22 protein-coding genes and 1 tRNA gene are annotated in these 25,268 nt (G+C 61.9%); 12 read left to right on the top strand and 11 right to left on the bottom strand.

Annotated elements, in window-relative coordinates; all coding sequences use genetic code 11:
- Position 1: 1 nt before the first annotated feature.
- The 8 genes from SIN04_RS10150 (at position 2) to SIN04_RS10115 (ending at position 6,736) form a co-directional block, all read left to right on the top strand.
- Positions 2-289, top strand: a complete 288-nt coding sequence (locus SIN04_RS10150; RefSeq protein ID WP_244605759.1) for a hypothetical protein — start codon at positions 2-4, stop codon at positions 287-289.
- 156 nt (positions 290-445) lie between these two features.
- Positions 446-1,552: an aliphatic amidase gene (locus SIN04_RS10145; protein WP_244605758.1), complete on the top strand. Its 1,107-nt coding sequence runs from the start codon at positions 446-448 to the stop codon at positions 1,550-1,552.
- 50 nt (positions 1,553-1,602) lie between these two features.
- Positions 1,603-2,073 (top strand): urease accessory protein UreE, encoded by a 471-nt coding sequence (gene ureE / locus SIN04_RS10140; RefSeq protein WP_134488831.1) that lies wholly within the window; start codon positions 1,603-1,605, stop codon positions 2,071-2,073.
- The gene (locus SIN04_RS10135; RefSeq protein WP_423136005.1) at positions 2,067-2,807 is read left to right on the top strand and encodes an urease accessory protein UreF; all 741 of its coding nucleotides are present in this window, start codon (positions 2,067-2,069) and stop codon (positions 2,805-2,807) included. The genes ureE and SIN04_RS10135 overlap by 7 nt, the downstream gene beginning before the upstream one ends.
- A 9-nt stretch (positions 2,808-2,816) precedes the next feature.
- Positions 2,817-3,512 carry an urease subunit gamma gene (locus SIN04_RS10130; protein WP_134488829.1) on the top strand — a complete coding sequence of 232 codons (696 nt, stop codon included), beginning with the start codon at positions 2,817-2,819 and terminating at the stop codon, positions 3,510-3,512.
- 11 nt (positions 3,513-3,523) lie between these two features.
- Positions 3,524-5,236 carry an urease subunit alpha gene (gene ureC, locus SIN04_RS10125; protein WP_134488827.1) on the top strand — a complete coding sequence of 571 codons (1,713 nt, stop codon included), beginning with the start codon at positions 3,524-3,526 and terminating at the stop codon, positions 5,234-5,236.
- A gap of 10 nt (positions 5,237-5,246) precedes the next feature.
- Positions 5,247-5,891 (top strand): urease accessory protein UreG, encoded by a 645-nt coding sequence (gene ureG / locus SIN04_RS10120; protein WP_134492425.1) that lies wholly within the window; start codon positions 5,247-5,249, stop codon positions 5,889-5,891.
- Positions 5,892-5,893: 2 nt separating this feature from the next.
- Positions 5,894-6,736 (top strand): urease accessory protein UreD, encoded by an 843-nt coding sequence (locus SIN04_RS10115; RefSeq protein ID WP_134488825.1) that lies wholly within the window; start codon positions 5,894-5,896, stop codon positions 6,734-6,736.
- A 48-nt stretch (positions 6,737-6,784) separates the two neighbouring features.
- Here SIN04_RS10115 and SIN04_RS10110 read toward each other — a convergent pair whose 3' ends face one another.
- Genes SIN04_RS10110 through SIN04_RS10075 form a run of 8 tightly spaced genes read right to left on the bottom strand, consistent with a single transcriptional unit; the run spans position 6,785 to position 16,233 of the window.
- The gene (locus tag SIN04_RS10110; protein ID WP_134488823.1) at positions 6,785-7,729 is read right to left on the bottom strand and encodes a choline kinase family protein; all 945 of its coding nucleotides are present in this window, start codon (positions 7,727-7,729) and stop codon (positions 6,785-6,787) included.
- Positions 7,730-7,749: 20 nt separating this feature from the next.
- Positions 7,750-8,715 carry a phosphotransferase gene (locus tag SIN04_RS10105; RefSeq protein WP_341264416.1) on the bottom strand — a complete coding sequence of 322 codons (966 nt, stop codon included), beginning with the start codon at positions 8,713-8,715 and terminating at the stop codon, positions 7,750-7,752.
- 22 nt (positions 8,716-8,737) lie between these two features.
- Entirely contained in the window at positions 8,738-10,018 is a 1,281-nt protein-coding gene (locus SIN04_RS10100; RefSeq protein WP_134488821.1) for a Zn-dependent hydrolase, read from the bottom strand.
- On the bottom strand, positions 10,011-10,904 hold the full coding sequence (locus SIN04_RS10095) for a DeoR/GlpR family DNA-binding transcription regulator (protein WP_244605756.1): 894 nt from the start codon (positions 10,902-10,904) through the stop codon (positions 10,011-10,013). Before SIN04_RS10095 ends, SIN04_RS10100 begins: the two co-directional genes overlap by 8 nt.
- The gene (locus SIN04_RS10090) at positions 10,901-12,742 is read right to left on the bottom strand and encodes an ABC transporter ATP-binding protein (RefSeq protein ID WP_341264459.1); all 1,842 of its coding nucleotides are present in this window, start codon (positions 12,740-12,742) and stop codon (positions 10,901-10,903) included. Before SIN04_RS10090 ends, SIN04_RS10095 begins: the two co-directional genes overlap by 4 nt.
- A gap of 2 nt (positions 12,743-12,744) precedes the next feature.
- Positions 12,745-13,659: an ABC transporter permease gene (locus tag SIN04_RS10085; RefSeq protein WP_134488819.1), complete on the bottom strand. Its 915-nt coding sequence runs from the start codon at positions 13,657-13,659 to the stop codon at positions 12,745-12,747.
- Positions 13,659-14,639, bottom strand: coding sequence for an ABC transporter permease (locus tag SIN04_RS10080; RefSeq protein WP_134488817.1), 981 nt, complete (start codon positions 14,637-14,639; stop codon positions 13,659-13,661). Before SIN04_RS10080 ends, SIN04_RS10085 begins: the two co-directional genes overlap by 1 nt.
- 16 nt (positions 14,640-14,655) lie before the next feature.
- Positions 14,656-16,233 (bottom strand): ABC transporter substrate-binding protein, encoded by a 1,578-nt coding sequence (locus SIN04_RS10075; RefSeq protein WP_134488815.1) that lies wholly within the window; start codon positions 16,231-16,233, stop codon positions 14,656-14,658.
- Between the two features lie 743 nt (positions 16,234-16,976).
- On the opposite strand from SIN04_RS10075, the gene SIN04_RS10070 reads away from it, so the two are divergent.
- Together SIN04_RS10070 and SIN04_RS10065 are read left to right on the top strand one after the other, a co-directional pair.
- A complete protein-coding gene (locus SIN04_RS10070; protein ID WP_134488813.1) occupies positions 16,977-17,558 on the top strand; it encodes a hypothetical protein in 582 nt (193 codons plus the stop codon).
- A 58-nt stretch (positions 17,559-17,616) separates the two neighbouring features.
- A complete protein-coding gene (locus tag SIN04_RS10065; protein ID WP_134488811.1) occupies positions 17,617-18,171 on the top strand; it encodes a hypothetical protein in 555 nt (184 codons plus the stop codon).
- A 31-nt stretch (positions 18,172-18,202) separates the two neighbouring features.
- Here SIN04_RS10065 and mtnA read toward each other — a convergent pair whose 3' ends face one another.
- Positions 18,203-19,303, bottom strand: coding sequence for an S-methyl-5-thioribose-1-phosphate isomerase (gene mtnA / locus SIN04_RS10060; RefSeq protein ID WP_134488809.1), 1,101 nt, complete (start codon positions 19,301-19,303; stop codon positions 18,203-18,205).
- A gap of 62 nt (positions 19,304-19,365) precedes the next feature.
- Positions 19,366-19,626 carry a hypothetical protein gene (locus tag SIN04_RS10055; RefSeq protein ID WP_134488807.1) on the bottom strand — a complete coding sequence of 87 codons (261 nt, stop codon included), beginning with the start codon at positions 19,624-19,626 and terminating at the stop codon, positions 19,366-19,368.
- Between the two features lie 267 nt (positions 19,627-19,893).
- Here SIN04_RS10055 and SIN04_RS10050 point away from each other — a divergent pair, with 267 nt between their 5' ends.
- Positions 19,894-20,946 (top strand): hypothetical protein, encoded by a 1,053-nt coding sequence (locus SIN04_RS10050; RefSeq protein WP_134488805.1) that lies wholly within the window; start codon positions 19,894-19,896, stop codon positions 20,944-20,946.
- 1,266 nt (positions 20,947-22,212) lie between these two features.
- Here the strand turns inward: SIN04_RS10050 and SIN04_RS10045 are convergent.
- A tRNA-His gene (locus tag SIN04_RS10045) sits at positions 22,213-22,289 on the bottom strand.
- Positions 22,290-22,513: 224 nt separating this feature from the next.
- Here SIN04_RS10045 and SIN04_RS10040 point away from each other — a divergent pair.
- On the top strand, positions 22,514-25,222 hold the full coding sequence (locus SIN04_RS10040; protein WP_341264415.1) for an ATP-binding protein: 2,709 nt from the start codon (positions 22,514-22,516) through the stop codon (positions 25,220-25,222).
- Positions 25,223-25,268: the final 46 nt, after the last annotated feature.

Below are 25,268 nucleotides of genomic sequence, written 5' to 3'. Positions count from 1 at the left end.
CATGACGTACAGCGTGCAGCAGATCAAATTTGAATTCATCAGCTATGTGAAAGAATTTGGCGGCGATTTCCGCGAATGGTCGATCGGCGTCGCGGATGACGCTCCGAAAGCGCTTTTCGAGATCAACAAGGTCGATGCGGCGCGCGACATCTGGCTTTGGAAGCCCGCCGTCTCCGCATCGGCGGCGGCCATGGTTCATGCCTGGATGACGGGCCGCCAGCAAGCTCATTCGGTCGCGGGTGACGTTGCCTCGGGCGCCAGCGTGTTCATGTTTAGAAAGACGAATTGATCAGCGGGCCGGGGAATGTGGATTGTGACATCGACAGCGCCGACGGAGAGCTGCTTGCTCTTCCGTGGCGCAGTCTTTGCTAAGATTTTGGGCAGGCCGATCGGTTTGGTGTGAAGCGCCGTCGCGCTGAGAATTAAGCAAGCAGGGAGCACAGCCATGATGCATGGTGATATTTCGAGCAGCAACGACAGCGTTGGCGTTGCCGTTGTCAATTACAAGATGCCAAGACTTCACACGAAGGCGGAAGTCCTGGAGAATGCGAAAAAGATCGCCGACATGGTGGTCGGCATGAAATCCGGCCTCCCGGGCATGGACCTTGTCATATTCCCGGAATATTCGACTCACGGCATCATGTATGACGAAGCGGAAATGTACGCGACCGCCAGCGCTGTGCCGGGCGAAGAGACTGCGATTTTCTCGGCCGCTTGCCGGAAAGCGAAAGTATGGGGCGTATTCTCGATCACGGGAGAACGCCACGAGGACCATCCGCACAAGGCGCCCTACAATACGCTGATCCTCATCAACGACGAGGGCGAGATCGTTCAGAAATATCGCAAGATCATGCCCTGGACGCCGATCGAAGGCTGGTATCCCGGCGATCGCACCTATGTCTCGGATGGCCCCAAAGGGCTGAAGATCAGCCTCATCATTTGCGATGATGGAAACTATCCCGAGATCTGGCGTGATTGTGCGATGCGAGGCGCTGAGCTCATCATCCGCTGCCAGGGCTACATGTATCCGGCCAAGGAGCAGCAGATCCTCATGTCCAAGGCGATGGCCTTCGCCAATAATTGCTATGTCGCCGTCGCTAACGCGGCGGGTTTTGACGGCGTTTACACGTACTTCGGCCACTCCGCGATCGTTGGCTTCGATGGCCGCACGCTCGGCGAATGCGGCACGGAGGAAATGGGCATCCAATACGCAGGCCTCTCCAAATTTTTGATCCGCGACGCGCGCCGCAACCAGCAGTCTGAAAATCACCTGTTCAAACTGCTGCACCGTGGCTATACAGGCATGATCAATTCGAAAGAGAACCAGCCTGGCGTTGCTGAATGCCCCTATGATTTCTACAGGCGCTGGATCGAGGATCCGGAAGCGACCCGCGAGGCTGTCGAGGCCATCACCCGCACCGGCCTTGGCGTCGAGGAATGTCCGATTGACGGGATCCCTCCGGCCGGAAAGGCGAAGCCGCCTGTAAAACTGGTGGAAACGCGGCAAAAAAAGCCCGCGAGCCCGCGGACTCTCAAGGCCGCTTCACGTTAGAATTTGGGCATAACGCTCAAAACATCTGGCCTTAGGACTCTATTAAGCACATGCGCCTCATCGAATCTATTCTCGGAAGCCGGCTCGATGAGGCGTTTGCGACCCCTCTGCACCATCTCGAGCATCACGGCGGCGTCGACGTTCTGACCCTGCAGAGCGCCGACGTCGCTCGACGCCGCCTGCGCGCCCGGACCGACAAAGGCGAGGAGATCGCTGTTGCGCTACCGCGCGATCAGGCTCTTTTCGACGGCGCCGTTCTGGCGCTGGAAACAGGTTACGGCCTGGTTGTGCGAGTCGCCGAACGACATTGGCTCCATCTCGTCCCGTGCGACAGGCAAAGCGCCATCGAACTTGGCTATCACGCCGGAAACCTGCACTGGCGCGTCGCTTTTGAAGGCGAAGCCCTTCTGGTTGCGATCGAGGCGCCGGTCGAAGATTATCTCGTGCGGCTTGGCGATCTTATCACTTCGGGCCGCGTCACCTCGTCCGTGCGCGCGTCTGACAAGGTGTCCGCGTGCTGACGCAACTGCTTATGCTTCAGCACGCGGATACGGCGTTTCCGAGCGGCGGTTTTGCTTTTTCCAACGGCATTGAAGGGCTCGCGGGGCTCGGCCAGCCAATGACGCCGATGGATCTCGCGAACGCAATCGCGGCGTCGCTTCGCCATCGCTGGGCGGGCGCCGATCGCGTCGCTCTTATTCGTGCCTTTCGCGCTCACGATGATGACGATAGGCTCGCCCGCATCGACACGGCTTTCGAGGCCGCGACGCTCGCCGAACCGATGCGCGCCGGCTCGAAGCGAAATGGACAATCCCTGCTCGCGGCTCATGCGCGGCTCGGCACGCCCGGCGCGGCGCATTTGCGGGAGAGACTGCGTAACGGCCAACTCCACGGCCATCTGCCCGTCGTTCAGGGCGCGCTCTGGCGCGCTGTCGGAATCAAGGAATGCGACGCGGCGCTGATGTCCGGCTACCAGACGGCGTCGAGCATGACGGCGGCGGCGGTCCGCCTCGGCCAGATCGGCGCCATCGAGGCGCAGCGCGCCCTTTTCAGCGCGCTCGCACTCCTCGCGGACATTATCCAGCAGCCGGCGGACGACGTGAATTTGCAAGACCGGCAAACGATTGAGCCAGAGGCCGAAGCAGTTGAGCCCCGGCGCACAGAAGACGCCCCTATATTGACGAGTTTCATCCCCTATATCGAAATCGCGGCCATGCGCCACGCCGCGGCCGATCTGCGTCTTTTCGCCAATTGAGGCTGATCCATGTTGCTTACCCCGACCGAAATGGAGCGGTTGACAATCTTTACCGCCGCCGAACTCGCGCGCAAGCGTCGCGCGAAAGGGCTGAAGCTGAATTATCCCGAGGCCGTCGCGATCATAACGGATGAAATTCTCGAAGGCGCGCGGGAAGGACGCAGCGTCGCCGATCTCATCGCCTGGGGTTCGACCATATTGACGACTGAGGACGTCATGCCGGGCGTCGCCGCGATGACGCCTATCCTGCAAGTCGAAGGCCTGTTTCCCGATGGAACGAAACTCGTCACCGTGCATGAGCCGATCCGGGCCGTCGAAGGGTCCGAGCGCGACGATCTGGAGCCTGGCCTTATTACAGCGGTCGGAGGCGAGATCGAGCTTGCGCCGGGGCGTGCTCGAACGACCCTTGATGTGGTCAACACCGGCGACAGGCCGGTGCAGATCGGCTCGCATTATCATTTCTTTGAAGTCAATCGGGCGCTCGACTTCGATCGCAAGAGTGCGATGGGGATGCGTCTCGACATACCGGCCGGCACGGCCGTGCGCTTCGAGCCGGGCCAGCGCAGAACCGTGACTTTGGTGGCCTTCGGCGGCGACCGCTCGTTATCGGGGTTGAACGATCTGTCGCGCGGCATGGACGATAGCGAAGCGGCGCGCGAGGCTGCTCTCTCTCGCGCCAGAGCCGCCGGCTTCAAGGGCGCGTGAGGAGAACCCAGATGGCAATCATTCCGCGCGCTGATTATGCGGCGATGTATGGCCCGACCGTTGGCGATAGCGTTCGTCTTGCCGACACTTCGCTCGTCGCCGTGGTCGAAAAAGACTATGCGGTCTATGGCGATGAATGCCTTCATGGCGGCGGCAAGACCCTGCGCGACGGCATGGGGCTCGCCGCGGGCGTCACCAACGCGGCGGGCGCGCTCGACTTCCTGCTTTGCAACGTGCTCGTGATCGACCCGGTGCTTGGGGTCGTCAAGGGCGACCTTGGCATTAGGGGCGGGCGCATCGTCGGAATGGGCAAAGCCGGGAATCCCGCGATTATGGACGGCGTCGATCCGCGCCTCATCGTCGGCGCCGGCACCACCGTGCGCGATTGCGAAGGCCTCATCGCGACCGCGGGCGCGATCGACGTGCATGTCCATTTCGATTCGGCGGGGCTTTGCGATCACGCAATTGCTTCCGGCATTACGACCATGATCGGCGGCTCGCTCGGCCCGATCACGGTCGGCATCGACTCGGGCGGCCCCTTCAACACCGGCAAAATGTTGCAGGCGGCGGAACAATGGCCGATCAATTTCGGCTTTCTCGGACGCGGCAATTCGCACAAGACAGCGCCGTTGGTCGAACAGATCGAGACCGGCGTTCTCGGGCTCAAGATCCACGAGGATTGGGGCGCGATGCCGGCGACGATCGACGCCTGTCTTGGCGTCGCCGACGACTATGATTTTCAGGTCCAGCTGCATACCGACACGCTGAACGAATCCGGCTTCGTCGAGGATACGCTGCGTGCGATCGGCGGCCGCACGATCCATATGTATCATACCGAGGGCGCTGGCGGCGGCCATGCGCCGGACATCATCCGCGTCGCGGGCTTCTCGAATTGCCTGCCGTCTTCGACCAACCCGACCAATCCCTACACGATCAACACTTTCGACGAACATCTCGACATGACGATGGTGTGCCACCATCTCAACCCGGCGATCCCGGAAGATGTCGCCTTTGCCGAAAGCCGAATCCGCGCGCAGACGATCGCCGCCGAAGATGTGTTGCATGACATCGGCGCGATCTCCATGCTTGGCTCCGACAGCCAGGGCATGGGCCGCATTCATGAAGTGATCTGCCGGACCTGGCAGCTCGCCTCGAAGATGAAGGATCAACGCGGGGCGTTGCCCGAGGACAGGCAGGGCTTCGGCGACAATGCCCGAATTTTGCGCTACATCGCCAAATATACGATCAACGCCGCGCGGACCTTCGGCATCGCCGATCACGTTGGGTCGCTGGAAGATGGCAAGATGGCCGATATCGTGATCTGGCGTCCGGCCTTCTTCGGCATCAAGCCGGAACTGGTGATCAAGGGCGGCTTCATCGCCTGGGGCGCGATGGGTGATTCCGCCGCCTCGCTGATGACTTGCGAGCCGATGATGATGCGTCCGCAATGGGGCGCGTTCGGCCTCGCCAAGCAGGCGCTCTCCGCCTGCTTCGTGCATCCGCTGGCGATCGCGCGGGATCTTGCGGGCGAGCTCGGGTTGCGGAAATCGCTGCTGCCAGCGAAGGGAACGCGAAAATTGTCCAAAGGAGATATGATGTGGAACGACGCCTGCCCCAACATCCGCGTCGATCCGCAAACCTTTGACGTTTTCGTCGACGGGGAAATCGCCACCTGCGCTCCCGCCCGCGAGTTGCCGCTCGCGCAACGCTACATGCTGAGGTGATCGGTTGACAATCAATGAGCCGCGACAGAGCGACGCAATAAAACCGGCTTCGGCGGCGCGCATCGGGATCGGCGGTCCCGTCGGCTGTGGCAAGACCGCGCTGATCGAGGCGCTCATTCCCGTTCTAGCCGCGCGCGGCGTCGATCTCGCCATCATCACCAATGATCTCGTCACGAAGGAAGACGCGGAGCGTCTGCGCCGGTCCGGCCTCATTGATCCGGCCCGCGTCGCCGCGGTTGAGGCGGGCGCCTGTCCGCACACCGTCATTCGCGAAGATCCGACGCTCAACATCGTCGCGGGCGATGAACTCGAGGCGCGCTATCCGGGGCTTGATCTGATGATCTTTGAATCCGGCGGCGACAATCTCGCCTCGACCTTTTCGCTTGATCTCGTCGATTGGTGGATCTTCGTCATCGACGTCGCTGGCGGCGGCGATATTCCGCGCAAGCGCGGCCCCGGCGTCATGCGTTGCGATCTCCTCATCGTCAACAAGATCGATCTTGCGCCCCACGTTGGGGTGGACCTCGGCCTCATGCTGAGCGAGGCTCGAAAGCTGCGTGGGGACAGGCCGGTTTTGACGTCAAATGCACGCAGCGGCGAAGGAATCGCGGCCGTGGCCGACGCCATCATCGACTCCGTCCTGTTCAAGTTCTAGCCATGCCCGGCAATGCGCTTGCGATCGAGACCGGACGCCGGTCGCATGCGAGCCTTGTCTTCGCCAAGGGAGGCGGGCGCACCTTCCTCAACAGCCAGAGGGTTCCCTACCCCTTCCACATCACGCGGCCGTTCTGGCTCGACGCCGCGTGCCCGGATCTTGCAACGCTCTATCTGCAATCGGCTTCGGGCGGCGTCTACCGCGGCGATCATCTGCGCCTCAGCGTCGAGGCGAAAGCGGGCGCGAGGGCGCATGTCACAACTCAATCGTCGAGCGTCGTGCATGACACGGGCGCTTCGCCCGCGCGTCAGGACACATCCATGGTCGTCGCGCCGGCGGCCTTTCTTGCGCTGACGCCCGACCCACTCATTCTGTTTCCGGGCGCCGCGTTGACGAGCGCGCTCACGATCACGATCAACGCCACATCGCGCGCGATCGTCACGGAAGGGTTCGCCTGTCATGACCCGTCGGCGGCCGGTCGAGCTTTTCAGGACCTCGAGCTGCTGTTGACCATCGTTCGGGATGGGGAGGTTATCGTTCGCGAGCGCAGCCGCGTTTCAGGAGAAGACGTGTTCTCTAAGACCTCGCCGCTCGGCCCCTATCGCGCCTATGCGTCAATGATCATTCTGGCCCCGCGCGAGGCATGGCCCGACGCGCTGGAGCTTCAGCGCGCGTTCGACGCCGAGGGCTGCCTAGCCGGCGCCAGCACGCTTCAGGGCGGCGCCGGCTTATGCCTTCGGTGCCTCGCTCCAGACGGAGGCGCGTTGCGCGATGGGCTAAAGGTGGGCTTTGATGTCGCGTTCGCGGCGCTGGCGGGCGCAACGCCCGCGCGACGCCGGAAATAGGCGTCAGCAGGCTTTGAGCGGCGCAGGACAATGATCCGCGCTGGCGCATCAGACCGAGTTGAGATAATCGACCCAGCGCGGATCTCTCATAATCGACCGCGCGCGCATATGCTTCCACGCGCCATATTTATAGAAATCGAAATCGAGGGTCGAAACCTTGTTCTGAACCATCGCCCACGTCGCCCATTTTATATCGGCGAGCGCCTTATGGACGACGAGGCGGGCTTTCATCGCAGGATCAAAGCTGCCGAAATAGGTCTCGATGATCTCATTCTCCACCGCGTCGCTGAAGAACATCTCTCCGCACCAGACGCCCAGATCATAGCAGCGGTCATTGTTGGAGGCATATTCATAGTCGATCAGCATGATCGATTTGTCCGCGCCAAGCATGAAGTTTCCCGGCATCGGGTCATTGAAGCAGGGGACGAGATCTATGCCGGAAGCCTCGAGCGCCGAGCGCGCCAGCCCGTATTGCTTGGAGAGCCACTCGAAATCGGCGGGCGCCTTGCCGCCAAGACTCCACACCTGATCGAAGTGTTCGTCGATCATGTCGAAGACAGTTTTCGTCAGCGGCAGGAGACCGGAATTGTTGAACGCGCGATAAACGCCGACCGCGTTGGCGCGGATCGTCGCATCGAGAAAATCAGTGTTCGTGCAAGGCCGCCGGCCCTCGATGAAATCATTGATCTCGATGCCCTGATCGGCAAGGTAATCATGAACGCGTGGGCCGATCCCGAGCGCTTCGGCGCGCCGGCTCGCAGCGAGCGCCGCGGCTCGATCAATGAACATCTCGGTTCCGCGGCCAGGTATTTTGACGAAGAAACTTTTGCCATCCACCGCGACGCGCCAGTTAACGTTGCTGATGCCGCCGTGAACCGGGCTGTAACGTAGCCCGCGCTCGCGCCACGGCGCGATCTGAATGAGCGCCGCCTCAATCTCGCGTTCGGCGTCGGTAAAGGCCTCGCCGAGCGACTTACTGCCTGCTCTGTCCAATATGGTCCGCCTTTTTCAGATTACAGATGCCTCAGCATATCCTCGAACCGCGCATCGCGAATCGTCATGCGGCAACGCAGAAGCCGCCACTGCGCATATTTCAGAAATTCAACGCCCTTTCGTGCTGAAACGACGTTCATGAGGCTCGCCCAGAGTCCCCAATAGAGATCATCGGCAATGGCGTAAAGGCGGCAACGGTTGAGCGCTTGGGGCCGGACGCTTCCATCGAATTCTTCTATCCCCGTGAGCATTTCCTCTTCGAAGGCGAAAGCCTCGTTGAGCAACACGCCGAGATCGTAATAGGGGTCGCAATTGCAGGCGTTGTCGAAGTCGACGAGTTGAATGGCGCCACTCGGCCCTATCATGATGTTCGACGCCAATCCGTCGCCGTGACATGGCTTTGTATCCCACCCGGCGGCGGAAAGAGCGCGCTCCGCATCATTCACGGCGTCGAGCATCCACCAGGCGTCGGTTGCGGCTTGGGCGCCCGCCGCCTCGAGGTCTGTGCGCATTTGGCGAATGCCGTCGAAGATCGTCCAATCGTGGGCGAAACGAGGCCCGGCGTTGATCGCTTTCTTTGCCGCGATGACTTTACAAAGGATGAGTTCGCCGGAGATGTCGTCCATGGTCGCCGTGCGCCACGACTCATCGAGCCGGTCGAACACAGTGGCGCGTTGCGCCTCACAAAAGCGCCGCGGCGAAGGCGTCACGCCAAGTTCCGCGGCTATGCTTGCGGCCTCGAAGGCGTTGACGGGATCGATCGTCGGCCAGAGATCCTGATGCAGGATTTTGACGAACAAACGCTGGGGCGCGTCGCCAACATCCACTGCGAAGCACGAACTGTCCACAGCGCGATGCGTCGGGGAGATGACGGCCGGCGCCGCGCGCCAATAGCGGAACGTCAGACCCGCCCATTCCGGCGCGGACGCGATAGCCGCCTCAAGCGATCGCTCTTCAACGGTCTTGATGTCTGCGGGCGCGTTCATGGGCAAAGCTCCGGAGGGATTGTCACGCGGCGAGGACGTCGCCATTGACGCAAAAGCGCCACAGCATCCCGGCGAGGATCTGCGCGCCGAGCGCGCGATCCGGCTCGCTCGTGAATTCGGATGGGTGATGCATCACGCCGCCGACGCTCGGCACGGCGATGACGACGGACGGACAGACGGCGGTCATGCTGATCGCGTCGTGGCCGCCGATCGTATCGAGGAGCAGCGCCTTTTCGTCGAAATCGCGCGCCGTATTCTGAGCGAGCCGAACGAGGCCCTCGTCCATCAGCCCGGCCTTGCGCCGATCGATGGAGCGGACTTCGAACATAACGCCCGCGCGCTCCGCCGATTGGCTGATTTTAAGCTCAAGTTCTCTTTCGGCGGCCGCTAAAACTTCGGGCGATCCAGACCGCAGTTCGATGAACAGCACAGCTTCGTTCGGGACGACGTTCGGCGAGTTGGGGAAGACTTCGAGCCGTCCGACGGACGTATGCAGTTCGAGACCTGCGCGATCCGCCATGCCTTTTAGTTCAGTGATGAGATGGGCCGCGGCCAGAAGCGCATCGCGCCGTTCCGCCATCGGCGTCGGTCCGGTGTGCGCCTGTCTGCCGAGAAAGGCGAGGCGATATTTGACCGCGCCCCAGTAGCGGCTGAAAACACCAAAGCGAAGTCCCGCGTTCTCCAGAGAAGCTGCGCCTTCGATGTGGAGTTCGATATAGGCGTCGGGGATCTTCGGCGCCGCTTCGCCGAGATATTGAATCGCATCCAGTGCTTCGCCGACGCTGACGCCTGAGCCGTCCCGGCGCGCGAGCGCGTAGGCCGCGTCGATCTCGCCGGCGTAGACGGCGCTGCCGAGAAGGCTCGGCTGAAACCTTGCGCCCTCTTCATTCGTCCAATTGACGATGATGAAATTGGCTTTGGGCTTTAGCCCGCTCTCTGCGACTTCGCGCTTGATCGTCCGCACGGCCGCGCAGGCCGCGACGACGCCATAGGCGCCGTCGAAGCGCCCGCCATTTGGCTGGCTGTCGAGATGCGATCCGGTCATCACGGTCGGCGCATCGGGGCCGGCCCAGTCGAGAATGCCAAAGATGTTGCCGATCCGATCGACCGCGACCTTCAGTCCTTCGCTTTGAAGAAATGAGACCAGCCAGTCGCGCGCTGCGGCGTCCTCCGGCGACAGGCTGAGGCGATTCATCGAGCCGTCGGGTCCGCCACCGATGGCGGAAACCTCGTCCATCAGGTGGTGCAGATCGCCGGCGTTGATGATCGGCGTCGCCGCCGTTTCAGACTTCGTTTCAAACATAGAAGATTTTTACTCCGGCTTGTTCAAGTTCGGCGGAAAAGTCCGCGTCGACTGGCGAATTGGTAATCAGCGATGTTATCTGACGAGCGCTCAGCGTGCGGTTCGGCGCCTCGCGTCCGAACTTGGAGCTGTCGGCCAGCATGACGATCTGCTTCGATTGTTTGACCAGGGCGCGGCGGATGGCGGCTTCCTCTTCGCCGAAGTCCATGAAGCCATGCCGGTAGTCGACCGTTGCGACACTGATGAAGGCCATGTCGAAGAGATGTTCGCCGATCGCCTCGATGGTCGTCGGGCCGAGCAGGGCGCGATATTCCGGCCGAAGCTTGCCGCCGATGATAAAGATATCCCCCACGGCCTGCTGGCCGAGCGCCTGCGCGACATCCAGCGAATTGGTGTAGACGGTCATCCGCTTGCGGCCGGCGAGATGCCGCGCAAAGGCGAGCGTCGTCGTTCCCGCGTCGATGAAAATTTTCATGCCGTCGGCGACGAGTTCGGCGGCTTTAGCGCCAATGCGCGCCTTCTCGCGGGCATTGACGCGCATCCTGTCGGAAACCGGCTGATCTCCGTCGGTCTGCTGCTTGACGCCGCCGCCATAGGTGCAGCGCAGATGCCCCTCATGTTCGAGATGTTTGAGGTCGCGCCGGATCGTCTCGCGGCTGACGTGCAAGGTCTCGGCAAGTTCCTTGACATAGACGCGGCCATGCTTGCCAAGCTCGGTCAGGATCGTTTGCAGCCGGAGCTCGGGCAGGGCCATCGCGGGGGTTCCGATGAGATGATAGGCGGGGCGGTGCTCGACGAGCGCGCGCAGCCCACGGCTGAGATCGCAAAGCTTAGCGCGCGAGTTCCGTTCAATCCACAGATCTTCGGAATCGGCGGCCGGCTTCATGAAGCTTGCCTTGTCTGGCTCCGCGTCTCGCCGCGCGGCGCCCGCATTGGATCGATAAGAAAGCAGGCTGCGAGGTCTTTGCCGCCGCGCGACATCAGGACGGGGCTTTCGCGCAGGCAGCGCTCGAACACATGGGGGCAGCGGCTGGCGAAACTGCATCCCGGCGGCAAGTCGATGGGGTTTGGAGGCTCGCCCTCGAGGAGGCAATCTTCAGAGCGATAGCGGCGCTCCTCCAGCGTCGGGACGGCGCTGAGCAGCGCGCGCGTGTAGGGATGACCGGGATCAAAGAAGAGCCGCGTGTTTTCGGCCAGCTCCACGACTTCGCCGAGATACATCACGGCGATGCGGTTGCAGACGCGGCGCACCATGGCGAGGTCATGCGAGATGAAGACGTAGGTCAGACCGTGCTTGGCTTGCAGCCGCTCGAACAGGTTGAGCAGCTTGAATTGTTCCGTTTGGTCGAGCGCCGAGAGCGTCTCGTCCATGATCAGCACTCTGGGCTCCAGCGCCATCGCGCGGGCGACATTGACGCGCTGGCGCTGGCCGGCGCTGAGGCCGAGCGGCAGTTCATCGTAAAGCCCGCCGGGAAGCCCGACTTCACCCATGACGGCGAGGGCCCGTTCGCGCGCCCGCCTGCCGCTCACCCCGTGCGTTCGCAGCGGCTCTTCGATGATTGCCCCGATGGACGTTCGCGGCGGAAGCGAGCCGAAGGGATCTTGCAGGACAAGCTGGAAATTGCGGCGAAATTCGAGAAGGTTTTTGCCGGAAAGATTTGCAATATCCTTCCCGTTGCAAAGAATCTGCCCGGAATTCGGAAGCTCCAGCCGGCTGAGCAGCCGCATCAGCGAGGATTTTCCACAACCCGATTCGCCGACGACGCCAAAATTCTCGCCTGCGAAAACGTCGAAGGTCACATTGCGGACCGCGCGCACTTCGCTGTAGCTCGCGAAGGTTCCCCGCTTCTTGACGCGATAGAAGCGCGTTGCTTCGCGAATGCTGATGACGGCTGCGCCGCTTTCAATCGGCGCGACCTCGATCGCATCATTCGTCCAGATCTTGGGAATTTCCGCGATGAGAGAGCGCGTATAGGGATGTTGCGGCGAAGCGATCAGATCGCGCGGCGCCTGGCGCTCCACGACGGCGCCTTCGGCGAGGACGAGCATTTCGTCGGCGGCCTCGATGGCGGTCGGCAGGGAAGATGAGACGAATACGATCGCGGTCTTGAACCTGTCCGTCAGTTCACGAAGCAATCGCAGAACCTGCGCGGCCACCGTGACGTCGAGCGGCTGCGTCACATTATCCGCCACCAGAAAGGCGGGGTTGGTGACGAGCGCGTCGACGATCAGCGCGCGTTGCATCATGCCGCCACTGAACTGTGACGGATAGTCGTGGAAGCGATGGTTCGGCGAAGGAATACGAACGGCGGCGAGGAGGTCGATGACGCGCTCGCGAGCTTCAGTCGCATCGATCTCCGGCGCAACGGCGCGCAGCTTTTCGACGATCTGCCGTCCGACCGGCAAGGTCGGATCGAGCGCGCCCATTGGATCGGCTCCAACATAGGCGATTTCCCGGCGCGCCTCGCGGAGCTTCGTTCCCTTCAGCTCAAGAATGTTCTGATTTTTGAACGTCACAGCTCCGGAGACGATTTCCAGGGGCGGATCAATCCAGTTGACCAGCGCGCGAGAGAGCACCGTCTTGCCCGATCCGCTGGCGCCGATGATGCCGAGAATTTCCTGGGGCGCGAGATCGAAGCTGACGTTGGATATGATCGGCCGTCGGCCCGACGCGGCGTTCAGATCGACGCTGAGGCGGCGCACGGAAAGGACCGGCGCTTGCATGTTCACGACGCGCCTCCATGGATGCGATTGCGGGCGCGTTCGAGCGAGGCCCCGATCAGATTGATGGAGGTGAGCGTCAGGCACAGAAAGACGCCCGGCATTGTTGCAATCCACCAGGCATTGAGCAGATATTTGCGGCCGTCGGCTATGATATTGCCGAAGGTCGGCGTCGGCGGCTGCACGCCAAGTCCGATGAAGCCCAGAATGGATTCGAAGATCATCATGCGCGCGACGTCGAGCGCCGAGACGAAGATGATCGGCGGCACGATGAGCGGCGCGAGAAGGCGCGTCAGAATGCGAAAGTCGGATGCGCCCATAAGCTGCGCGGCGCGGACATATTCGCGCTTTCTTTCCGTCATCGTCACGCTGCGCGTGACGCGCGCATAGATCGGCCAGCTCGAGAGGCCAAGCACCAGTATGATGGCCGGAATGGTTGGCCGCGATACCCCGAGCACCGAGATGGCGAGGATGATCATCGGGATGGAGAGTTGTGCGTCCGTGAGGCGCATGATCCCCATGTCGATCCTGCCGCCGAAATAGCCTGCGATCATGCCGAGAGAGCAGCCGATGCATAACATGACGGCGACGGTGGAGACGCCAATGAGGAAAGAGTAGCGCAGGCCGACAAGGCTGCGCACCAGCATGTCGCGGCCGATCTGATCCGTTCCAAGCGGGTGGCGCATCGACCAATGGTCGCCCATGAAGATCGGCGCCAGCAGCCTGTCATGCACATTCATCTTGGTGGGATCAATCCCGCTGAGCTCCGGATAGAAGGCGGCGGCGAGAAGCAGCATCGTAAAGAGCGCGAGGCCGACGCGAAATTCGTTCAGGGCCAGCGACGCTCTCCAGATTCGTCGCGAGATCGACGCGCTGCGCGGCGCCGGCGAATGGGGAAGCGAAGCGTCGATAGCCGCCATCAGTAGTCCAGCCTCGGATCGATCATGGTGGCGGCAAGATCGACCGCGATGTTGATGAGGACAAAAATAGCGCTGGTGACGATCGCGATCCCCTGTATCAGCGGAAAGTCCCGCTGCAGAACGGCGTTGATCGTGAGCAGGCCGAGCCCCGGATAATCGAAGATATATTCGACGATCAGAACGCCGCCGAGCAGGCCGCTGAACTGCACGCCGAGCAGATTGAGAAGGGGCGCCGATGCGTTGCGCAGCGCATGATTGACGATGATGCGTGGCCGGCTGAGGCCGCGCACGCTGGCGGTCGCGATGAAGGGCTCCTGCATGATCGAGGCGATCGAGCCGGACAGCGTGCGGATCAGCGCCGGCGATAATTCGACCGCGAGCACGATGGCGGGCAGGATCGTGTAGGCAAAGCCCTGATAGCCGATCGCGGGTAGCAGGCGGAGCTTGACCGACAACAGCAGGGTGAGCACGATGCCGAGCCAGAAGTTGGGCAATGAGATGAATAGCGAGGAGATGTAAAAGCCGAGGCGGTCCGGCCATCGGCCCGGCGACAATCCGGCGGGAATGCCGATCAGGAAGGAGAACGCCAGCGCAAGAGCAATCGAGACGGCCGCGAGTTGGAGCGTCATCGGCAGCGTCTCGCCGATGAGATCGAGGACCTTCGCCCGTTCGCCGCGTGTTGAATCGTCAAAGCTCGCGCCTCCGGTCGCGGCGCCGTTGGCGGGCCGCACAAAGGACTCGCCGAGATCGCCGGCAACCACATGGCTGGCGTAGCGGCCAAACTGGACGAGGATTGGATCACGCAATCCCATTTTCGTTGCGATCTGCTCGATCAGCGCCTCTGGCGCCATGCCGCCCGCCATCAGCCGCACCGGGTCTCCCGGCACGACGCGCAGCAAGGTGAAGATCAGCAGCGACACCAGAAAGACGATCAGGGCGCCTTGCGCCAGACGTCTCGCCAGAAAACTGAGCACGAACATGCGCGTTCCCGAGCGATCAGACGAAGGTCGATTTGGAAGCGTCCATCGAGCCGTCAGGGTAGATGAAGAGCCCCGTCAGGTCCTTTTGCATGGCGTGGATCATCACCGAGGTGAAGAGCGAGAGGGCTGGAACCTTGGTCGCGAGCAAAGGCATGGTCTCTGTCTGTAGAACGACCTTGCGTTGATCGAGTGTCGGCGCATTGCGCTCTTTGTCGAGGGAGGCGTCGATCTCCGGATCAACGATGCCGGTGATGCGCTTTGAGCTTGAATGGAAATGCGTGCGCAGCACGAGGTCCGGCTCTGGCGATCCCGTCGACCAGCCGCAGTCGATCATATGACCGGGACCGCCGCCGGGGCGATCATAGAGGCGCTCGTTCCAGGCCGCGGGCTCAAGCACGGTGAGCGTCACCGGAAAACCCTGCTCCTGCAGCATGGCGGTGATGACCTCGCCATATTCTTTCGTCTTCGGATAGAAGCCGGCCGAGGTGATATATTCGAGCGGGGGAAGGCCCTTGCCGTTTGGAAATCCGGCCGAAGCCAGCAGCGCCTGACACGCTTTGGGATCATAGGCCGGATAGTTCTTCAGATCGACATAGCCGAATTTCACCGGCGACACGTAATTGCTCGAAGCGTGCCCGGCGGAGCCGAGAATATCGAGGATCTGCGCGCGGTCGATCGCGTGGCAGGCGGCCATACGCACGCGCGGATCATTGAACGGCGGCTTGGAGCAGCGGAACCAGAGATATTTGTTTTCGACGGAGACGACGCTGCTGATCGCGATCGCCGGATTCTTCTTCAGCGTGTCGACCTGTTCGGGCTCGAGGCGCTCGACGATCGAGGCCTGACCATTCATCAGCGAGAGCATCCGTGTCGTCGCGTCGCCGACGAAGTTGAAATGAATCTCGGGGATTTTGGGCGCGCCCGCGTAATAGGTCGGATTGGCCTTGAGGATTGTCTCATTGCCCTTTTGCTCGCCGAATTTGAACGGCCCGGTGCCGTTGAGGCGCTGCGTCAAAGGCCCTGAGGGGCCGCCCTTCACGTCGTCGGCGGACATGATTGGCAGGAAGGACGCAAGGAAGATAAAGAGATGAGCCGGATAGCCGCCCTTCGAGGTGTCGACGATCACGGTATAATCGTCGGGCGTCGTGATGGTCAGCGTCTCGTTCGATCCCGGATACCATTGCGCCGGGCGATCGGCGCGCGAGCCATACTCGAACGTCGCCTTCACGTCCTCCGCCTTGAACGGCTTGCCGTCATGAAAGACGACGCCTTTTCGCAGCTTGATCTCGAGCCTGCTGGGGTCGAGCAGGGTGATCCCTGTCGCGAGATCGTCGGTCGTCTGTTGCGGATTATCGAGGCGCATCGGGGTGCGGGTCAGAAAACCCATCACGAAGCCTTCGACATTCTTCTGCGACAGCGTCGTATGGGCGGTCGGGTCCCAGTTTCCGGTGATGTTTTCGGCCGAGAGAAACGTCAGGGTCTTCCCGCTTTGCGCGAAGGCGGACGAGATGAAGAAACCGGGATTGATGCTGGCGTAGGCGGCGCCGGCCCCGAGTGTGGCGGCGTGAGACAGGAAGGTGCGGCGATCGATCATCGGCTTTGTCTTCTCCGGGAGGCCGCCCATCAATGTGGTTTTTGACGGAAGCAGCGCAAACAGTCATGAAAACCTCAGCAATGACCGTGCCACTCACGGCGGATCCACGTTGCACCTCTTAACAGGACGGAGAGCCGCCTTGGCCGTGAGAGCGCGTCAAATATAGAATAAACGCGTATTATCTTATAGTTATCTAGACTCTGGTCCGCTGTGGCGTCGGAAAGGCGGGAAAGGCTGAGCCAGCGTAAAAACGCGCCACCGCGCCCAATCTTCGATCACAAAGCCACAAAACCACACCGGCTGAGGATTGCGGCCACGCGCGCGGGCGTTGCCCTGCCAGCGTCGTCGGACGGGAATGCGCTTTGCGGGATCTGCCGGTTGGCGGCGCGGCCGCCCGAGACGCTTTAAGATCAAAGGGTCTTGGGGCGCTATTGCGACCCAAACGACAGCGCGCCATGCGCCGCGCGTCATGGGGGCTACGCAAAGTGGAGTAAGGCCAAGAGGTCGATCCAGCTCAAATTAACCTGGAGCCCGTAGCTTCTTACCGGAAAAAATGCGAAATACCTTGCAGCTTTTTTTAAGGCTCCGGCAGTATCATCCGTTGCGGCGCCCGCTTGGCCTGTCTGCGCGCGCGCCGGCTTTGAATGATATCATTAGTGCTCCTTATGTCCTTGGTTTGACGCTTGATCCTGTCCAGAACCTGTGCCCTTCCTTGAACGTCAAGCCCTAGCGAATGGATTGTCATGAGCGAACCCAAACTGGCGGATGATCTTGCCCCTCGCGTCGCGCCGACGCCCAAAGCGAGCTTCTGGCTGAGAGAGCTTCCCTACCTCGCTGTTCTCGGCCTTATGCTGCTCGGCGTCGGATATACGAGCGTTTCGCGGCGTCCTCTCGTGGGCTATTGGGAGTTCATGGCGTTGATCATCGGCATCACCGTCGTTTCGACGGCATGGGTCGAAGCCGAAACGAGGAACGCGCGCTTCCGTCTGATCATAACGCAAGCGCTCCATTGGCTGTCGTTCCTTATCGCCATGAATCTGGCGCTGCTGCCTGGCGTGCAACGGCTGCTCAACCCGGAAGCGACCGGCCTCACCGTTCTTTTGCTGCTGGCGCTTGGCGCGGTCACGGCGGGCATCAATATATTGTCCTGGCAGATCTGCTTCATTGGCGTCGCGATGGCGTTTTCCGTCCCGGTCATCGCCTGGCTGCAGCAGTCGGCCATCGTTATCGTCCTCGGCATTTTCGTCGCTCTCATCGGCGTCGGCGTCGTTTACTCCTGGCACAGGAGCGCGCAACGCAGCCAGAGCGCGGGCGAAAGGGATTGAACGCAGTCCGCTCCAACGCGCCTCTCAGAATCGCACCTTTCATATCGAATGGACGGCCATGAGCGCACCAACAGAAGCTGAAGATCGATTCTATCGTTTCGAGCACCCCGAAGGGCCGGGCTTCTGGGTTCGGGAACTGCCCTATCTCATCATTCTCGCGCTGACGCTTGGCGGCGTCGGCTACATCAGCATGGCGCGCCGGCCGCTGATTGGCTATTGGGAGTTCATGGCGCTGTTTATGGGCGTCGTCTGCGTCGCGTCGGGCTGGCGTCACGCCGCTGATTCCAGCGGACGGTGGCGTCTGATATGGACGCAGGCGCTGCACTGGGGGGCGTTTCTCGTCGCCATGAACCTGGTGCTTCTGCCAAGCGTTCAGGCGATCGCCGATTCTGACACCACCAGCCTCACGATTCTCCTTTTGCTGGCGCTTGGCACCTTCATCGCCGGCGTTCATATCGCGTCCTGGCGCATGTGCGCCAATGGCGTCATCATGGCGCTTGGCGTCCCAGCCATCGCCTGGCTCGACCAGTCAGCCCTTTTGTTGACCTTGGGATTGCTCATCATTGTCGCGATCGGCGCGACCATTCTGTGGTGGCGCCGCGCCGTGCGATAGGGACGCAGCCTCTGGCCAGCCTTCTTGTTCATCAGGCGCGGATGCGCTCCGGAAAGGCTATGGCCAGCGCCTCGCGGCTGGCGGCGATCACGCCTCGTTCAGTGATCAGCCCCGTCACAAGACGAGCCGGCGTGACATCGAAGGCGGGGTTAAGCGCCCCACTGCCTTGCGGGATCAGGCGCACTTTGTGAATGTCGCCGTCGGCGCCGAGTCCAAAAATATGACTGACTTCTTCCTGTGCTCTGATCTCGATCGGGATTTCGGCGAGGCCGTCCGAAATCGAAAAGTCGATCGAGGGGGAGGGCGCTGCAACATAGAAGGGCACATGATTGTCGCTCGCCGCGAGCGCCTTGAGATAGGTGCCGATCTTGTTGCAAACGTCGCCTGTGGCGGTTGTGCGATCCGTGCCGACAATGACGAGATCGATCTCGCCATGCTGCATCAAATGACCGCCGGCGTTATCGACAATCACAGTATGCGGCACGCCATGCTGCCCAAGCTCCCACGCCGTCAGCGCCGCCCCCTGGTTGCGCGGACGCGTTTCATCCACGAAGACATGGATTTCGAGGCCGGCTTCCTGCGCCTTGTAGATCGGCGCCGTCGCTGTGCCCCAGTCCACTGTGGCGAGCCAGCCGGCGTTGCAATGCGTCAGTATATTGACCGAGGCGCCTCGCGGCTTGCGCGCGGCGATCCCTTTGATGAGTCCGAGGCCGTGCCTGCCGATCGCTTCGCAAAGGGCGATATCGTCCTGCGCCATTTGCGCGGCCTGATTGAAGGCGGCGTCGAAGCGTTCCGGCGGAGCCATGGGGGCCAGCATGCGCCGCATCGAGTCGAGCGCCCATTGGAGGTTCACGGCGGTCGGCCGCGTCGCTTTGAGCAGCCCGCAAGCGCGCTCCAGATTGTCGTCTGAAGGATCGGCGCGCATTGCAAGCGCGAGCCCATAGGCCGCTGTAATCCCAATCAGGGGCGCGCCGCGCACCTGCATGGTTTTGATAGCGCGCCCCGCAGCCTCGACATCCGCGATCGAAATGAGTTCGAAGCGGTGCGGCAGTCGGGTCTGGTCGATAACCGTGACGCTTGCCGTGGCTTTATCGGCCCAGATTGTCGTAAAAGCCTTGCCGTCGACGCGCATGATAAAGCTCCTTCGCAGAGCTTCAGTCTAAGCGTGTCCTTCGCCGATGCGAAGCGCCGCCGTCAGCAATTGCTGCAGATGCCGTTCTCGACTGCGTTGTCGCGCCGCTGGATGGCGCGGTCGAGCGTCGTCACGCCGGCGCTTTGCGAGGCGCCTGGATGCGGGACGGTCTCGCCGGTCGGCGTCAGATAATCGCGGTTGATGAGGTTCGGGGCCGCTGGATCGCGTGATCCATCCGAAGGGTCTGGCGCGCTCGTTTGCGCGCTCGCCGCGGCGCTCATCGCCATCATCAAGACCAAAGCCGTGAGGTTGCTCCCGCCCATCTGATCCTCCTACCGTGCGTCATCCAAACGTTGCATAGTCCCCTGAACCTCGCATTGATTTGACGCATGCAACTCTGGCGGGCGTTCAAATTGAGGTGAAAGATTTTGCGGCAAACCGTTCAAATGTACTGTTTTGCAAGAGAAAAACGACGGAAACGGCTCAATTTGGCCCCGTCCGTGCGATCGGCTCTGCCTAACTCTTAACGCAGATTTAAGGGAAGAAGTTCAATTCTATCCTGAATTATTAACCTTCCGAGGATGAGGCTTATGGACGATTCCGACGACAAAGCCGCCCCGCAGTCCGGCGAACTCAGTGCCGGCCACGCCGGTGCGAGCCAGGACATTGCGGCGGAACATCATGCAGGCGCGGATCAGCGGGACGCTGAGAGCGAGGGGGACGCTGCCGCGGCTGATGCGGAGCCGCGCCGGTTGGGCCGGCCGAGCGGCGCCGAGACTTCGGGCTCCGATTCGCGTCAGGCGCATGGCGCGCATCTCAGCGCTTACGACGCCGGCCTGTCCGATCTCACTCCCTTCTTTCCGCGCGAGGCCAACGGAGCCTGGGATGCGCCGCCGCGCGGGCGATTCGCGTCTTTTGTCGATTTTGGCTCGAACGTGGCCTTCGTTCTCTGCGTGCTGGGTTTTGCCTTCGCTGCGGGAACCTATTTCTTCGGCGGCGCACCGGGCTCCGGCGCGAAGCCGGCGACGGAGGCCGCGTTGCCGGACAGCGCGGACCTTGCCCGCAAAACCCAAAAGATGGTCGAGGAGATCAGCGCGCTGAAAGCCAATGTCGAGGCGCTTCGCGTGCAGGTTGCGCAGGAACAGGGCGGCAAAGAGCAGCGCGGCATCGAGAAGAGCGTCGATTCGCTGAAAACGAGATTGGATGCGGTGAAGACGGAAACCAGCGGCGCCCTGGCTGAACTCTCGACCAAGGTGGATCGGCTTCAGCAAAACCCGGCGTTGAAGCAGGTCGCTGAACGGCTCGACCGCATCGAAAAACAAACAGCGCTTCCGACCGGCTCCGTTGTTCCGATGGTGAAGGCGGCGACGCAAAACCGCAATCCGGCCGTACAGGCGAAAGCGCAGCCGGCGGATGTCCCCCCTGCGCCAAAGCGGCTTGCGCTGATCACCGATTGGGTCGTGCGCGACGTTTACGACGGCGTCGCGCTGGTCGAGAATGCGCGCGGCTCCATCGAGGTCGCTCTCGGCGATCAGATTCCAGGCGCCGGGACTGTAAAAGCCATCGAGCGGCGCGGCGGCGGCTGGATTGTCATCACAAGCCGCGGCCTCGTCGATTACGATCACAGCATCATGGTCCCATAAGAGCCAAGAGGCCCCATCTCCGGAAAATAGCCCTTGCGCGGAAGGACCGCGCAAGGGCTTTTCCGTGTCAGCCAGCTGGAGGCCTACCAGGCCTAATCAAGCCCCTCGAGCCTTGGCGGGAAACTGGGCGAGAAGGCCAGTCGCCGGGAGGAAAGCACAGGCCCGGTAGACGAAGTCGATGCTCGTCATTTCAGCCAGAGCGCGAAGAACGGCCGCCGCTCAACCCGCAATGCCGAAGGCGAAGCAGAAAAAGGCCCGCCTCCGTCCCGATTTTTCCGGGCATGTGTTCCGACGCATAAACGAAAATGGCGGCGAAAGCCGATGACTTCTGCGCCGCCGTGCGAAAGACACAAATCATAGTAATATCAAAGGGAAGGAAATAATAACGATCCTAGAGGACAGACGGATATCCGATCAGCGGAAGCAACCGGGCCACGATTGCCCCTAAACAGACCAGCACCACTAACAGCTTGAGAAGCTGCGCTAGCCGCGCTTCCGGACAGAACCTATCGATGACCCAAAACAAGATGGCGCCGACAACAATAATAATCAGGATTCCAATTATGAGCGTAAGCACGGCTACCTCCAGTCATCGTAGCGGGAACGTCGGCAAGCCTACCATCGTCCTCTTGTTTTGAAGAGCCCTAAGAATGATCAGAACTGAACGGGGCGTGCGATCTTAGCCGCCGGAGATCGACGCAGGGGCAGAGCGAGGCCGGTTGAGAAACCGGGAGCCCGGCACGCTGCAGTCGCGCCGGTTGGTTCCCGAAGAAACCTGAAATTGGTAGGTGCTAAGATGCCGCGACATTGCGGGGAGCTGACGCAGAAAGATGTAACTTTGCGCACGCCTCGGCTGACGCCATTTTGCATAGCTCAAAATCAATAAGTTAAGGATTAGGAGTCGCCAGCGTGGCGTCCCAAATCGAGATTGCCGCGCTTACCAGCGCAAGTCCCGAGCTGAAGGCGAGACGAACGTCTGTCGCAAGGTGGACGACACGCCCCGCCTTGGTGAACTGGCGCGAGATTCAGGCGCCATAAGGCGCCGATCCCACGGCTTCGCTCACCGTGCGGCTCTTGGGTTCAGCAAGTTTGCCAGTTTCGAGTTGACATTGAACCGGGCGGGAGAGCGCTCGGCGCGCGCGCAACGCGGTCGCGCTGATTCGGCTTCAGCGGCACTAGTTGCACGAAGCGCGAGATGGGGCTTCTGCCAGCGCCGTCTCGCTACGGCCAAGAATTTGTCAGGAGACTCTAAATCATTGATTTTATTGGTACCGCCACCCCGGCTCGAACGGGGGACCTCTAGATCCACAATCTAGCGCTCTAACCAACTGAGCTATGGCGGCGCGACCAACAGGCGGCGATTCCTAAAAGGAACGATCGCCGATTGCAAGCGCGGAACGCAGACGATCTCGCCGGCGGGCCGGCGAATGCCGGCCGTGATCCGGGTCCAGAGGCCGAAAGTTAAGGATAAGTCATCAATTTTTACTGAATCAAGCACTGTCAATGGACCTCGGGTCAGGGGGGCGTTAGCATTCGATTAAGGCTGTTCAAAGAGAAGCCCATCGACATGACCGGCATTTGCTTTGAGCTCGGGCTGACCGAGGATGACGTCGCGCAGGCATTGCGCAGTCTGTCGCCGAGGCTCGCCGCCAATACTCCGGTTCTGGCGCTCGGCGGACAGCACGCGGGGGCGCCCCGGCAGGCGGTGTTCGCCAGCGCGGCTATCATGCGTCTCTTTGGCGCAACGACACTTGCGGGACTCTCCGAAAGCATCGGTTCGGCGGCGAGGCCGGGCGCGGCCCCCATCGAAGCGGCAAATCCGGCGGCGGAACGGCTGAGGGAGCTCTCGGAAACCCTGCCGCTCAATGGTCCGGCGCGTCTCGAGCGCCTGCGTTTTGGCGTTGGCGGAGCGCCGCGCGCCATCACATTTCTGTGCCGCCGCCTGGCGGTCAAGGGCGCGCCGCCTCTTTTCTTGGCGGCGGCGCTCGATTCTCCTGCTTATCGGTCAGAAGCGCGAGCGGCGGTCGTCAGCGACTCCAGCGTGCCGGGCGGCCTATCGCCTGCGACCGATCCAGCGGCGTCAAAACAGGATGGGCGGGAGAACTCGCGACATGCCACGGGCTTTGAGGAGATTCGCACACGGCTCTCGCGGTCTCGTCGGACAGGGGCCGATCGTTTCCTCTGGCGCACGGACGCCGACGGCCAAATCGTCGAGATCGGTCCGCGGCTGCGTGAAGTGATCGGCGGAACGTCCGGCGATCTGTTGGGCCGGCGTCTGTTTGAGGCCGCGGCGCGTTTTGACGCCCAAACGAGCCGGCGGCTTGCGCAACTGATGGAGCGCAAGGAGAGCTGGGCCGGCGTCGAGATCGACTGGCCGATCGCCGGCTCGAGCGCGATTGTGCCGATCACGCTCGCCGCATCGCCGAGCTTTGATCCGCAGCGCCGCTTTCTTGGTTTTCGCGGCTTCGGCCTCATTCATCTCGACCGCTTCACTGCCAGCCGGGCGCATGAGCCGGCCGCGGGGCCGGAGGCGGCGGATGTCGTTCCTTTACCCGAACCGGCGCGAGGGGAGCGCGGGACGGCCCGTCCCGAGGCAAAAGGCGTGCTCAAAGGCGCCTTGAGCCCGGACGAACAGCTCGCGTTCCACGCTATCGCCTCGACCTTGAGCGGGGTCGCGCGCCCGGCCGGGACGCCAGCGCGAGGCGAGGCGGCCAAGGGATCGGCGGATCAGCGTGAGCCAAGCTCCGGGTTGAGCGGGCAGTCAGAGCGGGTTCTTGCGGGACCTCAAGACCCCGTCGAGATTTCGCGGGACGAAGTGGCGGCCTTCGATGCTCTTCCGATAGGGATACTGATGCTCTGCGATGGCGCGCCGGCCTTCGCCAATCGGTTCCTGCTCGATTGTCTGGGTTGCGTCGATCTGCGCGGCGCCGAAGCGATTGGGGCGATCCGCGCCATTCTCCAGCGCTTGCCGAACCTCACGCAGGGGGATGGCGTCGAACTTCGCGATAGCTCGGGGAAAGCCGTTTCACTGCGGATGCGACGCGAGGATCTCCGACGCGGCTCAAAAAAGGCCGAGCTGGTGTCCCTTCTGGCGCGTCACGACGCGCCGCGGCCGAACGCCGACGCGGAGCTGCGTCATTATCAGCGCGAGGCGCGCGAGCTCAACGCCATTTTGGACACGGCGATGGATGGCGTCGCCGTTCTTGACGCGGAAGGCCGCATCCTGGCGCTGAACCGTTCAGGCGAAGCGCTGTTTTGCTACGACAAGGCGGAGGTGGCGGGAGAGCCCTTCACCGCGCTCATCGCCCCCGAGAGCCGCGAGCGCGCCCAAAGCTATTTTGAAGGCCTGAAATCGAACGGCGTCGCGAGCCTCCTCAATGACGGCCGGGAGATTTTGGGCCTGACGCGGCAGGGCGGCGTCATTCCGATCTTCATGACGCTCGGCAAGGTCGGCGCCGGATCGAACGCCGCGTCCGATCAGCGCTTCTGCGCCCTTCTGCGCGATATGACGCATTGGAAGAAGGTCGAGCGCGAGCTCGAAGAAGCGCGCCAGCAGGCCGAACGCGCGAGCGCGCTCAAATCCGATTTTCTCGCCAAGGTCAGCCATGAAATCAGGACGCCGCTGAACGCGATTCTCGGCTTCGCCGAAGTCATCATGGAGGAACGCTTCGGACCGATCGGCAATGACCGCTACAAGGATTACTTGAAGGATATCCACAGTTCCGGCGCGCTCGTGATGAGCCTCGTCAACGACCTTCTCGATCTGTCGAAGATCGAGGCGGGCAAGATGGAGCTTTCCTTCGAATCCGTCGACGTCAATCGCATCGTCACCGAATGCGTCTCGATCATGCAGCCGCAGGCGAGCCGGGCGCGCGTCATCATGCGGCTATCGCTGGCGCCGCAGCTGCCGCATATTTTCGCCGATGAGCGCTCGCTGCGTCAGATCGTGCTGAATCTTTTATCCAATGCGATCAAGTTCACGCAGGCGGGCGGCCAGGTCATAATCTCGACCGCGCTGACCGACGCCAACCATGCCGCCTTGCGCATACGCGATACGGGGGTCGGCATGTCGGAGGATGATGTCGAAGTGGCGCTTGAACCCTTCCGGCAGATCTCAAGCTCGCACGTCGCTGGCGGAACAGGGCTCGGCCTGCCGCTGACGAAGGCGCTGGTCGAAGCCAATCGCGCCTCTTTCTCGATCAAGAGCAAGCTCCATGAGGGCACGCTTGTCGAGGTCGCCTTTCCGCCGGCCCGCGTCGTCGCCGATCGCACGTAGCGCCGCGAAGCGCGACATTGCCGGCGATCTTTTGGTGCCTCAATTT

This window comes from Methylocella tundrae (assembly GCF_038024855.1).
In the GTDB taxonomy this organism is placed as follows: domain Bacteria; phylum Pseudomonadota; class Alphaproteobacteria; order Rhizobiales; family Beijerinckiaceae; genus Methylocapsa; species Methylocapsa tundrae.
Note: the sequence above shows the minus strand (reverse complement) of the source record. Positions and strands in the feature narration are given on the sequence as shown.

Coding starts and splice junctions, on each gene's coding strand:
- SIN04_RS10150 (WP_244605759.1), top strand. CDS start 2: ATGACGTACAGCGTGCAGCAGATCAAATTTGAATTCATCAGCTATGTG.
- SIN04_RS10145 (WP_244605758.1), top strand. CDS start 446: ATGATGCATGGTGATATTTCGAGCAGCAACGACAGCGTTGGCGTTGCC.
- ureE (WP_134488831.1), top strand. CDS start 1,603: ATGCGCCTCATCGAATCTATTCTCGGAAGCCGGCTCGATGAGGCGTTT.
- SIN04_RS10130 (WP_134488829.1), top strand. CDS start 2,817: ATGTTGCTTACCCCGACCGAAATGGAGCGGTTGACAATCTTTACCGCC.
- ureC (WP_134488827.1), top strand. CDS start 3,524: ATGGCAATCATTCCGCGCGCTGATTATGCGGCGATGTATGGCCCGACC.
- SIN04_RS10115 (WP_134488825.1), top strand. CDS start 5,894: ATGCCCGGCAATGCGCTTGCGATCGAGACCGGACGCCGGTCGCATGCG.
- SIN04_RS10105 (WP_341264416.1), bottom strand. CDS start 8,715: ATGAACGCGCCCGCAGACATCAAGACCGTTGAAGAGCGATCGCTTGAG.
- SIN04_RS10100 (WP_134488821.1), bottom strand. CDS start 10,018: ATGTTTGAAACGAAGTCTGAAACGGCGGCGACGCCGATCATCAACGCC.
- SIN04_RS10095 (WP_244605756.1), bottom strand. CDS start 10,904: ATGAAGCCGGCCGCCGATTCCGAAGATCTGTGGATTGAACGGAACTCG.
- SIN04_RS10090 (WP_341264459.1), bottom strand. CDS start 12,742: ATGCAAGCGCCGGTCCTTTCCGTGCGCCGCCTCAGCGTCGATCTGAAC.
- SIN04_RS10085 (WP_134488819.1), bottom strand. CDS start 13,659: ATGGCGGCTATCGACGCTTCGCTTCCCCATTCGCCGGCGCCGCGCAGC.
- SIN04_RS10080 (WP_134488817.1), bottom strand. CDS start 14,639: ATGTTCGTGCTCAGTTTTCTGGCGAGACGTCTGGCGCAAGGCGCCCTG.
- SIN04_RS10075 (WP_134488815.1), bottom strand. CDS start 16,233: ATGATCGATCGCCGCACCTTCCTGTCTCACGCCGCCACACTCGGGGCC.
- SIN04_RS10070 (WP_134488813.1), top strand. CDS start 16,977: ATGAGCGAACCCAAACTGGCGGATGATCTTGCCCCTCGCGTCGCGCCG.
- SIN04_RS10065 (WP_134488811.1), top strand. CDS start 17,617: ATGAGCGCACCAACAGAAGCTGAAGATCGATTCTATCGTTTCGAGCAC.
- mtnA (WP_134488809.1), bottom strand. CDS start 19,303: ATGCGCGTCGACGGCAAGGCTTTTACGACAATCTGGGCCGATAAAGCC.
- SIN04_RS10055 (WP_134488807.1), bottom strand. CDS start 19,626: ATGGGCGGGAGCAACCTCACGGCTTTGGTCTTGATGATGGCGATGAGC.
- SIN04_RS10050 (WP_134488805.1), top strand. CDS start 19,894: ATGGACGATTCCGACGACAAAGCCGCCCCGCAGTCCGGCGAACTCAGT.
- SIN04_RS10040 (WP_341264415.1), top strand. CDS start 22,514: ATGACCGGCATTTGCTTTGAGCTCGGGCTGACCGAGGATGACGTCGCG.